Annotated in this window: 12 protein-coding genes; 3 read left to right on the top strand and 9 right to left on the bottom strand. The window is 49.6% G+C overall.

The features are described from left to right. Nucleotides 1–109: 109 nt before the first annotated feature. The 4 genes from NHAL_RS18355 to NHAL_RS18340 all read right to left on the bottom strand — a co-directional run bounded on the left by NHAL_RS18355 (nucleotide 110) and on the right by NHAL_RS18340 (nucleotide 6,653). Nucleotides 110–1,144 carry a threonine aldolase family protein gene (locus NHAL_RS18355; RefSeq protein ID WP_013034649.1) on the bottom strand — a complete coding sequence of 345 codons (1,035 nt, stop codon included), beginning with the start codon at nucleotides 1,142–1,144 and terminating at the stop codon, nucleotides 110–112. A 32-nt stretch (nucleotides 1,145–1,176) separates the two neighbouring features. Then, nucleotides 1,177–3,480, bottom strand: coding sequence for a PAS domain S-box protein (locus tag NHAL_RS18350; protein WP_013034648.1), 2,304 nt, complete (start codon nucleotides 3,478–3,480; stop codon nucleotides 1,177–1,179). Nucleotides 3,481–3,610: 130 nt separating this feature from the next. Beyond that, nucleotides 3,611–5,107, bottom strand: coding sequence for an HsdR family type I site-specific deoxyribonuclease (locus NHAL_RS18345; RefSeq protein ID WP_049780692.1), 1,497 nt, complete (start codon nucleotides 5,105–5,107; stop codon nucleotides 3,611–3,613). A gap of 268 nt (nucleotides 5,108–5,375) precedes the next feature. Further along, the gene (locus tag NHAL_RS18340; RefSeq protein WP_013034646.1) at nucleotides 5,376–6,653 is read right to left on the bottom strand and encodes a succinylglutamate desuccinylase/aspartoacylase family protein; all 1,278 of its coding nucleotides are present in this window, start codon (nucleotides 6,651–6,653) and stop codon (nucleotides 5,376–5,378) included. Between the two features lie 484 nt (nucleotides 6,654–7,137). Between NHAL_RS18340 and NHAL_RS18335 the strand changes: the two genes are divergently transcribed. Next, nucleotides 7,138–7,749, top strand: coding sequence for a hypothetical protein (locus NHAL_RS18335; RefSeq protein WP_041355194.1), 612 nt, complete (start codon nucleotides 7,138–7,140; stop codon nucleotides 7,747–7,749). Nucleotides 7,750–7,795: 46 nt separating this feature from the next. Here NHAL_RS18335 and NHAL_RS18330 read toward each other — a convergent pair whose 3' ends face one another. Then, nucleotides 7,796–8,380: an ATP-dependent zinc protease family protein gene (locus tag NHAL_RS18330; RefSeq protein WP_013034644.1), complete on the bottom strand. Its 585-nt coding sequence runs from the start codon at nucleotides 8,378–8,380 to the stop codon at nucleotides 7,796–7,798. Nucleotides 8,381–8,642: 262 nt separating this feature from the next. Here NHAL_RS18330 and NHAL_RS18325 point away from each other — a divergent pair, with 262 nt between their 5' ends. Both NHAL_RS18325 and NHAL_RS18320 read left to right on the top strand, forming a co-directional pair. Next, nucleotides 8,643–9,272, top strand: coding sequence for a DUF4114 domain-containing protein (locus tag NHAL_RS18325; protein WP_013034643.1), 630 nt, complete (start codon nucleotides 8,643–8,645; stop codon nucleotides 9,270–9,272). A 52-nt stretch (nucleotides 9,273–9,324) separates the two neighbouring features. Beyond that, complete coding sequence (locus NHAL_RS18320) at nucleotides 9,325–10,221, top strand: sulfurtransferase (RefSeq protein WP_238985395.1); 897 nt, start codon at nucleotides 9,325–9,327, stop codon at nucleotides 10,219–10,221. Between the two features lie 67 nt (nucleotides 10,222–10,288). Here NHAL_RS18320 and NHAL_RS18315 read toward each other — a convergent pair whose 3' ends face one another. From NHAL_RS18315 to NHAL_RS18300, 4 genes are all read right to left on the bottom strand, one after another. Then, nucleotides 10,289–10,975 carry a metallophosphoesterase gene (locus NHAL_RS18315; protein ID WP_013034641.1) on the bottom strand — a complete coding sequence of 229 codons (687 nt, stop codon included), beginning with the start codon at nucleotides 10,973–10,975 and terminating at the stop codon, nucleotides 10,289–10,291. Nucleotides 10,976–11,124: 149 nt separating this feature from the next. Then, nucleotides 11,125–11,442 (bottom strand): GYD domain-containing protein, encoded by a 318-nt coding sequence (locus NHAL_RS18310; RefSeq protein ID WP_013034640.1) that lies wholly within the window; start codon nucleotides 11,440–11,442, stop codon nucleotides 11,125–11,127. A gap of 162 nt (nucleotides 11,443–11,604) precedes the next feature. Then, nucleotides 11,605–12,501 (bottom strand): cation diffusion facilitator family transporter, encoded by an 897-nt coding sequence (locus NHAL_RS18305; RefSeq protein WP_013034639.1) that lies wholly within the window; start codon nucleotides 12,499–12,501, stop codon nucleotides 11,605–11,607. Between the two features lie 385 nt (nucleotides 12,502–12,886). Next, nucleotides 12,887–13,693 (bottom strand): hypothetical protein, encoded by an 807-nt coding sequence (locus tag NHAL_RS18300; RefSeq protein ID WP_013034638.1) that lies wholly within the window; start codon nucleotides 13,691–13,693, stop codon nucleotides 12,887–12,889. Between the last annotated feature and the right edge of the window lie 503 nt (nucleotides 13,694–14,196).

Below are 14,196 nucleotides of genomic sequence, written 5' to 3'. Positions count from 1 at the left end.
GGACAGTTAACCTGAATTTTTTTTCACCACCAAGCTGATTTCTTTGTGCTCTTAGTGCCTTTGTAGTGATCTCATAAATTATCCAGGTTAACCGCTTGGATGAACCCTTTTAACATATTTCTCGAAGGGCCTTTGCCGCAGTTTCAATATCCGTCTGGGAAATGTCAAGATGGGTTACGGCGCGGAGCCGAGCTTTATCCGTGGCACCAATAAGCACGCCATAGGATTTAAGCTTGTCACTGATCTCAACCGCTGACAACCCAGTAGCCGTGACATCAAAAAAGACAATATTCGTTTCCACTGTTTCCAGGGCAACGGAGATACCGGGAATCTCGGCAATATATTCGGCAAATCGGCGCGCATTCCGATGATCCTCAGCGAGACGCTCAATATGGTGCTCTAGGGCATAGAGACCGGCGGCGGCGAGGATGCCGGCCTGACGCATTGCCCCCCCGAGGCGCTGTTTCCACCACCAGGCTTCCTCAATGAAAGCGGCACTTCCTGCCAGTACTCCTCCCACGGGGCAGCCAAGGCCTTTGCTTAAGTCAAACCACACGCTATCAAAGGGTGCCGTATACTTTTTTGCTTCGATGCCGGCCGCTATGACCGCATTGAAAAGACGTGCCCCGTCCATGTGCAGTGCCAGCTGGTGGGTTCGAGCCACTTCCGCTACTGATTGGATCGTCTCCAGGGGCCAGACGGTACCGCCACCTAGGTTGGCGGTTTGTTCTACGCAAACCAGCCGGGAGCGGGGTGTATGTCGGCTCTCTGGACGGATCCCTTGCTGGACTTGTTCCGCGGTGAATACACCATGGCTTCCTTCTAGGGGCCAGATAGAGGCGCCGCTGAGGGCGGCGGGAGCGCCGCCTTCCAAGTTAAGGATATGAGCCGTGCGGTCGGTAATGATTTCATCGCCGGGTCGGCAATGGACGCAGATGGCGATTTCATTGCACATGGTTCCTGAAGGCAAAAATACGGCAGCCTCCTTGCCGGTTAGTTCAGCCACCACCTCACAGAGGCGGTTCACGGTGGGGTCTTCACCTCGCTGTTCATCCCCCACAGGCGCTTCGGCCATGGCTTTTCGCATTGCCGGAGTGGGTAAGGTCTGAGTATCACTATATAAATTAATTCGGATCGGACTCATGGGTATTCAATTGATTGCCGTTAGGTGGAAGGTCAGGAGCCAGCAAGCAACTTCTTGAGGGTTTCCATTGGTGGCGGTTTTGTCAAATGATGGTCAAAGCCCGCCTCTTTTGCACGTTTTTTATCCTGTTCTTGGCCATAGCCGGTCAAGGCAAAAATCTTTATGTGTTGTCCATATTCTGCCCGCAAGTGGCGGGCCACTTCGTAGCCATCCATGCCTGGCAACCCAATATCCAAGAGGATAATCTCCGGCTGAAAGGTGCGAGTGGCTTTTAGGGCCGCTGGGCCGTCAGGTGCAGTTTGCACTTGATGACCCCATAAGCCAAGTAGAGTCTCAAAAGAGTGGGCAATATCCCGGTTATCATCCACCACCAGTACTCGTCGGCAAGAGACCGTCGGGGCCTCTTCTGCCCCTGGGGTAGCGGTAGGTTGGGGGTTTTCCTTGGCCAGGGGCAGTTGTACGGTAAAAGTGCTGCCTTGATCGAGTCCTGGGCTGGTCGCCCCTATCTGGCCGCCGTGCATCTCCAGCAGGCTTCTGGCCAAGCTAAGCCCCAAGCCAAGGCCGCCTTGGGGCGAGGGGTGGTTTAACGGACGCTCGCTATAAGCAAAGCAGTCAAAAATATGGGGCAGCAACTCTGGGGGAATCCCAATGCCGTTATCGGTAACCGTCAGTACTGCCTGTTGCCCTTCTTGGGTTAAGGTGAGCGTAACCCGTCCCCCCTCATGGGTATATTTCGCGGCGTTATGGAGGAGATTTTCTATCACTTGGGCAAGGCGCACTGGGTCAGCTTCTACCTGTAGCGGAAAAGGGGGGAGCTTAAGGGTTAAGTCATGGCCTTTTTCATCCAAGAGGGAGCGGATTGCCTCCACGGCTTGGACGACACAGCGGGCCATGTCTACCCGACTCTTTTGCAAAGTAATGCGGCCGCGGGTAATCCGGGCCACATCGAGCAGATCATCTACTAGACGGGTGAGATGGTTGAGTTGGCGTTCAATAAGCCCGCAAGCCTGCTGGAGATGAGGCAGGGATGGCTCTGACTGAAGTTTGAGTAATTGGACTGCATTGCGGATAGGGACCAAGGGATTGCGCAGCTCATGGGCCAGCAGGGCCAGAAATTCGTCCTTGCGTCGATCCGCTTCCTGTAATGCTTTTTCCGCCCGTTTACGTTCCGTGATATCTTGAAAGACTGCGCAGAGATAAGTATGACCCTGGATCTGTAATGGTCTTCCGGTCACCAACACATCATGGATTTTCCCCCTTTTGGTCCGATAATGGGTTTCGAATTCCTGTTTGTCTATTCCCAGTGCTTGGACAAAATAGCAGGCATGCTCCAGGCTCTGTTCAGGGGAGGTGGCAGCCTCGATATCCGGCAGGGTGAGCTGCGCAAACTCCTCTCGGGAGTAGCCTAGCTGGAGGTGGGCCTGGTCGTTGAACTCGACAAAAGTCAAGTCGGAGGGATTCAGCATCAAGATACCCGAAGGTGAGCCGTCGAAAAGGGCCCGATAGCGGGCCTCACTGTCACGCAGCGCCTCCTCTGCCCGTTTAAGATAGGTGATATCCTGCAAAACATTAATAATTTCTATGACTTTTCCTTCCCGATTTTTAATCGGGTCAATATTCGCCAGGGCAATGACCCGTGAGCCGTCTGGCCGTTCGATGATAACTTCCCGGTTGCGGTAGCTGATGCCCTGGGTCAAGGCAATGGCCATGGGTGATTGGGGGTGGGATAGGGTAGCCACATCTCTTTGGTATAGCTTCAAGGGACCGCAAAGCTGCTCTTCGTCATCGTTGCATAGGGGCTCTCTTCCCCAGAGTTCCACGGCCTGTTGATTGTAATATTGCAGGGTGCCTTTGGGCGCCTTGCAGGTATAGACGGCCACCGGGAGCAAATCCGCCAATTTACGATAGCGGGCCTCACTCTCCCGTAGGGCCTCTTCAGCCTGCTTGCGCATGGTGATATCCATGGCATACCCAATCATCCCTGTGACTGCACCCTCTTGGTCCATCAACAGAGAGAGGGCCAGATGGGCATAGAAGTCCTCCCCCGATTTTCTGCGTAAGCGGACTTCCACTTCATGGTGGCCCTTTTCCTCCAGGGGACGGATGACTTGCTGCTCAAGAAAAGTATGTTCTTCCTCCGGATAGATGAAGGAAATATGCTTTCCCAGTGCCTCTACGGCACTATAACCACTTAGCCGCTCCGCCCCTTTGTTCCAATAGGTAATAGCGCCTTTCAAATCGATGCTGGTGACAGCATCGTGGATCTGATCGATGATTTGTGCTTGAAGCCGATATTGAGCTTCTCGTTCTCGCAGTTCTTCGTTCATTTGGGTCATTATGTAAGCCGCTGAACTGTTAGCAAGCTAGGCAAGGTTTAGCCCACAAAAGGGTGCCTCATATACCTTGAGTTTAGGAGAGGGAAAGGGAAGTGGGTAAAAATTCGTCACTGAGCCTAGGCGCAGGCGACTACTCATGCTTAAGCAAAAGCAGATCTAGCAGAAAGCGACTAAACTCTTTAGCCACAACTTCATTGTGGAGCAATTGGGCCGCTATTTCATGATGATTTTTTAAACTCTCCATGACTGCCTGCTGTACCGCCTGAGAGAAATCATTCAATAGAAGCGGGTCCTGGTCCTGTGGCTGGTTTTCTAGCTGGGCGGCGATTGCTGGGTTTTCTAGAAGTTTGTCTTTGATGGTGTGTAGATAGTTCAAGCGATCTTGGCCACTAAGTCTTTCGCCTGCCAGTAGGGGGTTAAGGCGGGCGATGAGGAACTCCTTCTCCACCTGGCAACCCGTCTTTTCGGCGTTACGGGGTTTGTTTTGGGTTTCCTGCTGGGCAGTTTTAAACTCCTGTTCGCAAATCTTATTCAGCCGGTAGTGCTCAAATTCCCCGGCGGATAGATCATCGATAGTTTCATCCCACTGCTTCTCCTCCAGGAGGGGGTGGAGGTAGCGGGCATAGATATTGAGTTTCTCCAACTCCTGGTCGCCATAGTCCACGATCTGGGAGATGAACTCATAGCAGCAAATAAAGCTGGTCAGATTTTTCTTGAACTGATCCAGGGTTTCCTTGGCTTCCCCAGCCTGTTGAAAATCGTGGCGAGCGTTTTCCCTGCGGATCCTATCGCCGGTAGCGGTGGCCTTCCATTCCGCTTGTTGGGCTGCCTGGGTAATCTTGGTAACCTCCCGGTACCGCTCCCGGAAGCGGTCCACCGCAGGTTGGCAATGGTAGTGCAGCCGATCCAAAGCTTGTTTAGGATCAAAGAAGGCGGCGGCAAAGGATTCCACATCCTGCCAGGTATAGATGCGTGCCTCATCTAATTGAGCTTGGAGCTGATAAATTCCTTCGGGATTGGAGACAGTGGTCAGCTCAGCATCGGGATAATCGGGCCGAAAGGCATTCAATATCTGTTCCGGCGGGTTGACGAAGTCTAGAATGAAGGGGGTCCTTTTGCCGGGATAGGGGCGATTTAGCCGCGATAGAGTCTGGACGCAATCGGTGCCAGCAAGTTTCTTGTCCACATACAGGGCGCAGAGTGTGGATTGAGGAAAGTCCCCTTGAAATTTATGGGTGCCAATTATCACCTGATGATAGTCGTGTAGGGTTTGGATGTCCTGATACTGCTGAGTAGCGGTGTAGTGCTGAAAGGCTTGTTGGTAACGGACTGCTGCTTGAGAGGAGGGGGTGATCAACACAGCCTTGGCTTGACCGCTCAACAGTCGGGCCACATGGTGACGGAAGTGTTCAATAATGACCATAGCCTTCCGCTCAATGTCCAAGCTATCGGGAGGCCATTGCACCCAGGGGAATACGGGGTAGGTACGCTCTCTTTCTTTATCTAGGGAGCGTTGCTGCTCGGCGAGCTTAGAGGCCATGGTGTAGGTCATGTAGCGTTTGAGCACATCAAGGATGAAGCCTTCTTCGATGGCCTGCCGGAAAGTAGATGGGGGGGCCTTATTCACTTAGTCATCCCTATTCCAGATAAGCGCAAAACTCAGTCTCAGCTTCCCTGTTATTCCAGCCGTTAAGTATCTCAGTAAAAGTTTTGACGTATTCCTGGAGCGAGCAGGTGGTGTGGAGCCAGGGGACAGGGAACACCGCTAGCTCGCTCCTAAAACACCTTATATTTTATTCATAGGTATTTATCCTACCCCTGCCGGAATCATGATAAAGGTAATTTTGTAAATTACATGGGAGATATCCATCCGGGGTTCATTGGCTTCTTACGGCTTATTCTTCGCCGTCTGAGTAATCAGAGGCCTTGGTCTTTGCGGCGACGTGTTCGGATGATTCCTCGGTAGGCCCTGGTTTATCGGCTTTGATGCCGATGTGATAAGCGGCGTAACCAGGTATTGTCACCTGATTGAGGGCCATGCCGAGGACCCGGCCGTCATAGGGGGAAACAATAGCTGTCTCCTGATTGGTGATTGGATCGGTAATGATTCCTAGCTGCTGGCCTGCCTTGATTGGCTCACCGAGTTGGACCTTAGAGAGCAGGATTCCCGCACGATGGGTACGTATCCACTTGGTTTGGTGGAACACGGCTTCTGGAACAGATTCTGTTTTGGCCCCCTTAAGCATGCCTAACTTTTTCATTAAGCTTTTAATTCCTTTTAAACCTTGGTTGACTTCCCGAAGTTGCAAGCGCTTGGGTTCTCCGGCTTCAAGGGTAATACTGGGAATACCGACTTCCGTGGCTGCCCGGCGCAGGGTTCCAGAGATGCCTTCGCTGTGGACTACGGCTACGCCACCGAAGCCATAAGCTAGTTCCAGAACTTTGGGATGGCTTAGGTCTGCCCGTACTTGGGGAAGATTAGTCCGGTGAAAAGAACCGGTATGCAGGTCTACCAAGGCATCGCAGTGGGTAATGATCTGATGGAAAAAGGAGTGGGCAATGCGGGCGGCTGAACTGCCATTGGGACTTCCGGGAAAGTACCGATTCAAGTCTCGTCGGTCTGGTAAGTAACGGGAACTGCGGCGATAACCGTATAAATTGACAATGGGGACGCCAATAACAGCACCGTTAAGCTGATCAGGTTTAATATCGGCAATGGCTCGATGGACCATTGCAATACCATTGATCTCATCGCCATGAATCGCTGCGGTGAGACATAGTGTTGGTCCGGCATAATCCCCATTTATGACGAGTACCGGGGCGGAGATGGGGACCCCTTCAAAGGTATAGCCCAAGCTCCAAAAGATTCGTTTTTTCATGCCAGGGTCGATGCTTTTCTCAAGCAGTTGTAGGGGGGGGTTAGTCGCTGTATCCCCCTTAGGCATGGGAGCCTCCTCTGGACGAGGGTTTTCCTGTAGCCCCGTTACGGCTTGTTTTAAGCTGGGGGGAGCCTGGATGCTGTGATCCACGGCTTCCTGCCGTGCCTCTAGGGTCGTTGTTGCAATAGTGAGGCTGAGCAATAGATGAACAGAAAATAGCTTATATAGGAGGTGACGAGTACGTCCTTTTATTCTCTGGAGTGGCCAGCTATGGGTTTTGATATGGTCTTCCATTATGAATCGTCCGTAACCTTTTATGGATGCCAAAGTTTTGACGTGATAAGCATCAAAAAATTGTCAGCGCCATCACTTGAAGCGTAGTGAATTCTAACTGCCCTATATTTAGGTATCGTTTCCCAAATAATTGCGGGAGTTAAGCCCTGTAACTCTAAGTATTTGTCGCGCTAGAAGTAATATCCAGTATATAGTATAGGCACTTTTCTATTGTGCTAATGACGTGCCCGGTTGCCAATACTAACCATACTTTTATGCTGCTATCGACTTTAAATATGCAAATTAAATGCCACATGATCAGCCACGCCTAAGTACTGATTAACGGTGAGATAAGTTAATGCGGAGTGTGAGAAAATAACAAGAATGTGATGGTATTATTAGTTTAATCATCATTTTTATCTTGTTGAGGTCCATAAAAAGCAATGCATTATTCTCAAGTAGGCAGATTCATTTAATGGCTGGAAATATTTAAAGGGGCAGAGTAGTGGCTTCTAAAAAACAAAAATATATTTATTGGTCCCGTATAGGACTAGCCATGCTGACAAGTCTGTTTGTCATTGTTGCATGCACAGAGGATAGTACGAAAAAAACTTTATCTGTCCATGACGCGGAGAAACTACTGACAGAGAAATTAATCTTTGAACCTGTGCTGGCTTATTTTGATGTTCAGGAGTTTATCCATAAATCAGCACTACCTAAACTCAAAGAGTCATTAACGCCTTTAAAAAATAAAGGGTTTATTACTTATCAACAGTTTGAGTCGCAACAAAACTCAGATTATTTTTATGTGTTGATTAATATGACGGAGAAAGGTAAAAAGTATGCCGCTGGAATAAAAAAAGTATACGAAAAGGGGATCTTCATAGAAGTAAAGTCTTGCGAAAAAAAATTAATGCAGGTCACTGAAATTCAACAAAGGAGAAATTCTGAAAACAAGTGGGCCATTGTTAGGTATGAGTGGGTTTATGATAAGCTGACGCCATTTTCCTATCTATCCCCTAAGTGCCAAGAAAAAGGGGCTGTCCATACGGGGAACTACACTTTTACCCTCGATGATGATGGTTGGAAGATAGGAGAGCCTGTTATAGATTTCTAAGGCAAGTTTAAAAAAGTTTTAATCCTCATACGAAGAAGGATTAAATTTAAATTCCGATGTCTTCGTCCAGTTTGCGATTTTCAATGGCGTGCACGGGTGCATCGGGTTTGCAATGGGGACGGGTAGTGAAGGTACGGGTAACGTCAATGAACCCCAGGTGCTCGATGGTACGTCGACCGAACAAGATAGGGTAGGTTAAATCACTGCGGTCATTTAAGGTAAACTGTTCCTCGTAAATTTCACCTCCAAGACAAAGTTTCATCAATACGGAAGGGCGGCGGTTACCGTCACCATTCGAGCTGATGATTTTTACAAAGCGATAAACCGGCCGTTCAAATGCTTGTTGAACCCACTCTTCCTTTCCACGCTGATCCTCGATTTTAATGGTGAATCGTACCCATTCATCGCCATTGCGCTGAAAATATTCCAGATCGGTTGCATGTAGTGAGGAACTTAGTGCGCCGGTATCCATTTTGACTTTGGCGATTGCCCCCCAACCCACAAATTCAGCAAGTTCGACCCATCCGAGTACAGACTGTAGTTCTTTCTCCTCTTTTTCCTGTGCTGACATAGGGGTACTGGCTAAAAGAGAAAGAACAAGCATAATCCAGGCGGAGTAGCGCAAGATCATCAATTTCTCCTTAGGCTATTCTGGGGCTTGTCGAATTATATAGTGGGATCCTTTATCTACCAAGCCCCTTGCATGGAGTTGGAATGGTGGTGTTTCACTTAGTTTCAAAGTGAAGACGCCTATGAACTCAAGCAAATTAGTCCTAGTGAATTGCAATTCCCTTCTAACCCTAGAGAAGAATCCTGGTGAATAATGATGCCTAAGGGAGTGTATAACACGCGTATTGCGGTTTGTCCTCGTCTAGAAGTTGGAGGGATTGGCTATGAGTTTTGTAAAATGGGATAGTTTATTTGTGCCTGTACTGATAAGTATATGGTTGCTTTTTATTCCATCAGTTTCTTTAAGCACCCCTATTCAGGGAAATTTGGGGGAACCTGTATTGGGGGGTGGTATGTGGGTGGTTGAAGACGGGGAAGTCACCGCAGAGTATGTTAGTAAAAATGCTAGATACTCCCACCACTTATATCTAATTCGTCCGACAGGAGAGGATCTATTAATTTTTGACAGCACTGTGGACGCCATTGGCTCAACGGTAAGTCTTGGTCGATTTGACAGCAGTACGGAGCTAATTTTTCGGCTTTTTGCTTTTTATACGGCTCCTAACCTTATCGTACGGGATAATTTTTTCAGTGGTCCGGCTGAGCGTAATCGTGATGGTGTTGCCCACGCCTTAGCCGTCACAATTTTTGATGAGTTATCTTCCCAATATATTACCGAAGTAGCGTTTGAGGACTTGTATGGAGGAGGCGATCAAGATTATAACGATTTCGTTTTTCAGTTGACAAATATCCGAGATCCTCTGCCACCGGCTGCTGTGTCTGAACCGTCTTCTTTGGCTTTGATAGGCATGGGTATTGCCTGCCTAAGTTTTGTTGGCTGGCGAGCCGTTTAGGGGCGGAGTGTTTCTTTTAGTTGCTCCCAGTGAATAGTCGTAAGTGCTATCCTTGAATTTAATTTTCAACGAACGGATAGCGGGAAATCAGATGCCTTACCGTACGATTATTAGTCCAACGGAACTTGCAAGGGTCCTAGGCAATTCTAACAGCGTTATCTTTGATTGCCGTTTCAATCTCATGGATTCATCGGCAGGTCGGTATGCCTATCAGCAGAGTCACCTCCCGGGAGCCCACTATGTTCACTTGGAAGAGGACCTGTCAGGTCCGGTGACTCCTGCCACGGGGCGTCATCCTTTGCCCGATCCGGCGCAACTTGCGGGAAAATTGGGCCGCTGGGGTGTGGACTCGGCTACCCAGGTCATCGCCTACGATGATGCCTCGGGTGCCTTTGCCGGGCGTTTATGGTGGTTGTTGCGCTGGTTAGGCCATGAGGCAGTAGCGGTTCTCGATGGGGGATGGCAACGTTGGCGAGGAGAGGGTCATCCACTGACTACCGAATTGCCCGAGTCGGCTGCGGCTCACTTTGAGACTCGAGTCCAGCCCTCTATGACGGTTACCACAGAAGATGTAGAACATGCCTCTCTGCTTGGATACCTACTCCTTGATGGGCGTACGCCAGAACGCTTTCGGGGTGAACTGGAGCCTATCGATAGGGTGGCCGGTCATATTCCAGGGGCCAAGAATCACCCTTTTCAGCAAAATTTGGATGAGCAGGGAAATTTTTTGTCGCCGCGTGAGCTAGCGCTTGCTTTTCGAGCGCAGATGGGTGAGGTTCCGCCAGAGCAAATCGTGTGCATGTGTGGCTCGGGGGTAACTGCCTGCCATAATTTGTTAGCTATGGAAATCGCCGGGCTCCAGGGGGCCCGGTTATACCCCGGTTCCTGGAGTGAATGGATCACCGATGGGACTCGGCCTGTGGCGACGGGCGATGAAGCCCATGAGTGAAGCTCCTCCGTCCAATCAAAGATTTTGCCGGGAGTGTATTGCGACTCGCTGAAAAATTAAAAACAACTCAATCTTGCTCGAAGGTAAGAGGTAGGATGGTCAGTTTAGAGTGGGGGAGGTTATAGGCGGCGCCGGTATCGATGAAATACACATTACCCACGATTTTGATGTCGCCATCTTCGTTGACAGTGTGCCCACAGTAAACTCGATCAATACCTTCAATAGGGTGGGTATATCTGCCCATGGCGCGATTGCGGCTCCAAAGGGCGTATTCATGGACGGAGTGATTACCCTGCTCGAGGGCGGCGGTAAATTGTGCCCAGCTAAGTTCTGGGGGGACGTCGGCATGGACGATACCAATCTTGCCGCCATCCGTTTCAACCTCTAGAGCAAGCGGGAGTTGTTGGAAGCGATCCGAAAAACGTTGTTGGGCGGCTGGGTCCATAGTAAGCCACCACTCTCCTCCATTGACTAGCGCCCACCACCTCACATCAAAGTCTGGGTTCTGGGCGTTAATCACGAACTCGTCGTGATTTCCTAGGCAGGAGTGGAACCAGGGGTAGTCAAGCCACTTGAGGGCTTCGGGTGATTCAGGCCCCCGATCTACCAGATCGCCTGCTGAGAATAGCCGATCTTGGCTGGAGTTGAAATTGAGGCGTTCCAGTTCCCGGGTCAATAAACTATAGGTCCCGTGTATATCACTCACCACATAGTCTTTGCCCACCAGATTTTTGGAAAAGTATTTGACCCTCACTGTAGGCGATACTTCAGGATATTTTAAAACTAGTCAGTAAGCGGCCCGGACAGGGTGCCAAGCATCGGGCACACTTAATCATGCGCGGGCTTAGGGAATTTGAGTTCTTTTGAGCAAGTAGTCCCTTGAATGCCAAAAAAAGTTCCCTATTACTGGGCTGTTTTAACATCGGACATGTCGTGTATCATTTCTTTATATCTAGCCCACTCGGTAGCCGGCCATACTTCGGCGTGGGCATGGCCATAGGTGCGAATAAGGGTAGATACTTTCGCGGCAACCTCATTATCGGGGGCATTAAAGACATCTAAATAATCATAGGGGCCTAGGACAGCATAGTTTTGTAGCCATTTGACTTGAGGGCATTGAGCTTGAATTTGTTCCATCACCTTATGCTCCAACTCTTCAAGGGATTTTGGTGACTGGGCTCCGTTTGTTTCGACCCGCGTTAGCATAATGAATGTAGGCATAGGGTTTCCCTCCTAAAGCTTATCTGAGGGCGGCCGCCGCCGCCATTGCTAATGGCTTTAGCAAATTTGGGTATCACATATTTCTAAATTGTCCATAATAAAGTGTAGACCATTGCCAGGATTGCAGAAATGCTAAGGGGGCCATTTAGCCGGTTTTCAGCCTTATGCTTTGTCTGCACAGCTATGGGTTTCAATTTGGACGGTGGAGTGATCAATCCCATATTGTTTCCGAAGACATTCCTTGATGGCGACCAAGGTATGATCGTAATTAGCCCCTTGGCGGACACTGGCATGCAGTGTTAGGAGCGGGTTTTCAGAGGTGAGTAACCAGACGTGGACATGGTGGATGTCCTCTACCTCTGGGATAGCCTCTGTCAGCCTCCCACGCAATTCCTCCACATCCAACCAGTCGGGGGTGCCTTCTAGCAGGATATGGGCTGACTTTCTCATCAGCATCCAAGCACTGCGGAGAATGAGAAGCGCAACAAATAAGGACAAAAGGGGATCAACAGGAGTCCAACCGGTTCCTAGAATAACGCCAGCCGCTGTTAGCGCAGCTATGGAACCGAGCAAATCCCCCCAGACGTGCAACAAAGCCCCTCGAACATTAAGATTATGGTGGTCGCCACCATGGAGGATGATGAAAGCTAGGAGATTGATAAGCAACCCGGCGGCAGCCACTATTAGCATAATCCCGCCAAGTACCTCGACCGGTTCCAATAGCCGGGCAACAGCCTCAATCAGGATCCAGATAACAATAAAAAACAAAGCTATCCCATTAATTAAGGCGGCAAGCACCTGAAGTCGTTGATATCCATAGGAACGGCGCGTATCAGCAGGTTTACGGCCAATACGAAAGGCGAGCCAGGCGAGCACCAGGGCGGCGGTGTCCGCCAGCATATGGCCCGCGTCGGCCAGCAAAGCCAGGGAGCCGGAAAGTATTCCGCCGATGGCTTCTACAATGGTAAACGTACCGGTAACTAATGCGGCCCAAAAGACTCGCCTCTCGTTTTTGGAGGGCAAATGTGGTTTTTTTTCTTTTACTTCTACCCTACTCACAGTAAATCGCTTAGAATTGCAAATTCAAGTGGTCGGTATCTGGGGCTTCTGTTTCCGTGAGCCCCAAGTGTTGTGAAATTGGCGTATCTATCCAGACTCTAGCCCAGCTCCAGTGCTATTGTTGCATGAATCTGCCTTTGTCCCTAGGTATTGGGGTATGGTGCACGCAAACGACGGCATTGGTTGAAGAACTGGCCGATTTACCTTGGGAAGTCGGTAAAGGGCTGAAAATGGTTGCAAGATCTTGAACAAGAGGACCGTCCAGCAAGGATCGCTCTTTATCATGAAGGAGGAGCCCCGTGGACGGTCGAATTATCGCGATTCGCTGTTTTTGTATGGTTTAAGCCCACCACGTCTCATGTACTTGCATAGGCGCTAACTTGGATTACTTAACTTCAAGCGTACCGCCACGGCCTAAGCCACCTTTCACATCTTGTGCTTCGTAGTTTCTCAGAGCCTGCACCATACCATTATAGGCGTCGATAAAAGCAGCGACGGTAGCTTTACCCTCGGGTGTTTTTGAAAAACCGCCTAGCCCCCCCGCCGCGGTTCCTCCAAATGCACCTAATGCTGCGCCATAATTGGTGGCTGTTGAACTACCCTCAGAGGCCGAAATTTGAACAGCGGAGCGGATATCATACAGGGAAAGGGTTACTACCGATGCTTTTGCTTCCAGAGCTCCGGCCAGGGCTCCCACGGTGCTGTTGACTAATCCGCCGAGCGCCCCTCCGACTTTACCAATAGAGGAATTATCAATAATGATTTGTGGCTCTAGGTAATAATCGGCGGCAACTCGCTGCCCTTTGTGTTGCTTTGAGCCGGCACGATATTCACCAGAGTTACGCTGTAGTTCAGTGATTCGGGTAAGACGGCTATCGGTGCGCAGATTGCCTATCGTGGTAATGACGAAACAGTTCGATTGCTGCACCGCAAGTCGGAGTAGCGGTTCAATTGAGGTGACATTAGTGGCACTGCCAAAGCGGCCATACCAATCTGCTGCACGGCCATCATCAACTGCTAGTGTTCCAACCGGTTGATCGCATCGTTCTAGAGATGAGTTAGCATCTACGCTGGTTCCTCCCCCCGCTGATCCTGACACTGCGGTGCCTTGCCCTCCCGTTGTAACACAGCCGGTAAAAATGAAACAACAACCTAAGATAAGAAAATTTTGTAATTTAAAGAGATTGGACATAATGTTTTTATTCTCCATTTACAAAGAGTAGGGTCCCGAGTCGGCGTAATTCCAGGATATACAGTTTGATCCCTTCGTTATTATCTAGGGCGCTGGTAGTAGACCCAAAACTGTTTCTGATACTGTTTAACTCATAAAGCGTTATCAATTTTGATTCCCAATCCACTGCCATTCCCCTGCGGCGTCCTTGATTAGGTTGCCTGACACCATAGCGCAGTGGGTTGGTTTACGCTGCCTTACTCCAGGTAGCTCTAAATTCGCATTAAATTTTAAAAGTCACGACATAATATGCCAATTGTGAATTACCAGACAGCTCTATTTTTTTTGGGGCTTTCCTGTCCGATAATGCGTGTAGTGTATCCAGATATTTGTATTGTGCAATTGGTTTTGTACCGAGAAATGTTTGGATGGGCGTTTTGCCGTGGCAGTATTTTCCTGAATATGACCGCAGTTAGGCAAAGCTGAAAGGCCTAAAATTGAAGTAGAAAAAAAGAATTAATTTA

This window comes from Nitrosococcus halophilus Nc 4, from assembly GCF_000024725.1.
Lineage (GTDB): Bacteria > Pseudomonadota > Gammaproteobacteria > Nitrosococcales > Nitrosococcaceae > Nitrosococcus > Nitrosococcus halophilus.
This window is presented reverse-complemented; position numbering and strand designations above follow the sequence as displayed.

Excerpts from the sequence above, each read along its gene's own strand:
- NHAL_RS18355 (WP_013034649.1), bottom strand. The coding sequence starts at position 1,144 with ATGAGTCCGATCCGAATTAATTTATATAGTGATACTCAGACCTTACCC.
- NHAL_RS18350 (WP_013034648.1), bottom strand. The coding sequence starts at position 3,480 with ATGACCCAAATGAACGAAGAACTGCGAGAACGAGAAGCTCAATATCGG.
- NHAL_RS18340 (WP_013034646.1), bottom strand. The coding sequence starts at position 6,653 with ATGGAAGACCATATCAAAACCCATAGCTGGCCACTCCAGAGAATAAAA.
- NHAL_RS18330 (WP_013034644.1), bottom strand. The coding sequence starts at position 8,380 with ATGATCTTGCGCTACTCCGCCTGGATTATGCTTGTTCTTTCTCTTTTA.
- NHAL_RS18325 (WP_013034643.1), top strand. The coding sequence starts at position 8,643 with ATGAGTTTTGTAAAATGGGATAGTTTATTTGTGCCTGTACTGATAAGT.
- NHAL_RS18310 (WP_013034640.1), bottom strand. The coding sequence starts at position 11,442 with ATGCCTACATTCATTATGCTAACGCGGGTCGAAACAAACGGAGCCCAG.
- NHAL_RS18300 (WP_013034638.1), bottom strand. The coding sequence starts at position 13,693 with ATGTCCAATCTCTTTAAATTACAAAATTTTCTTATCTTAGGTTGTTGT.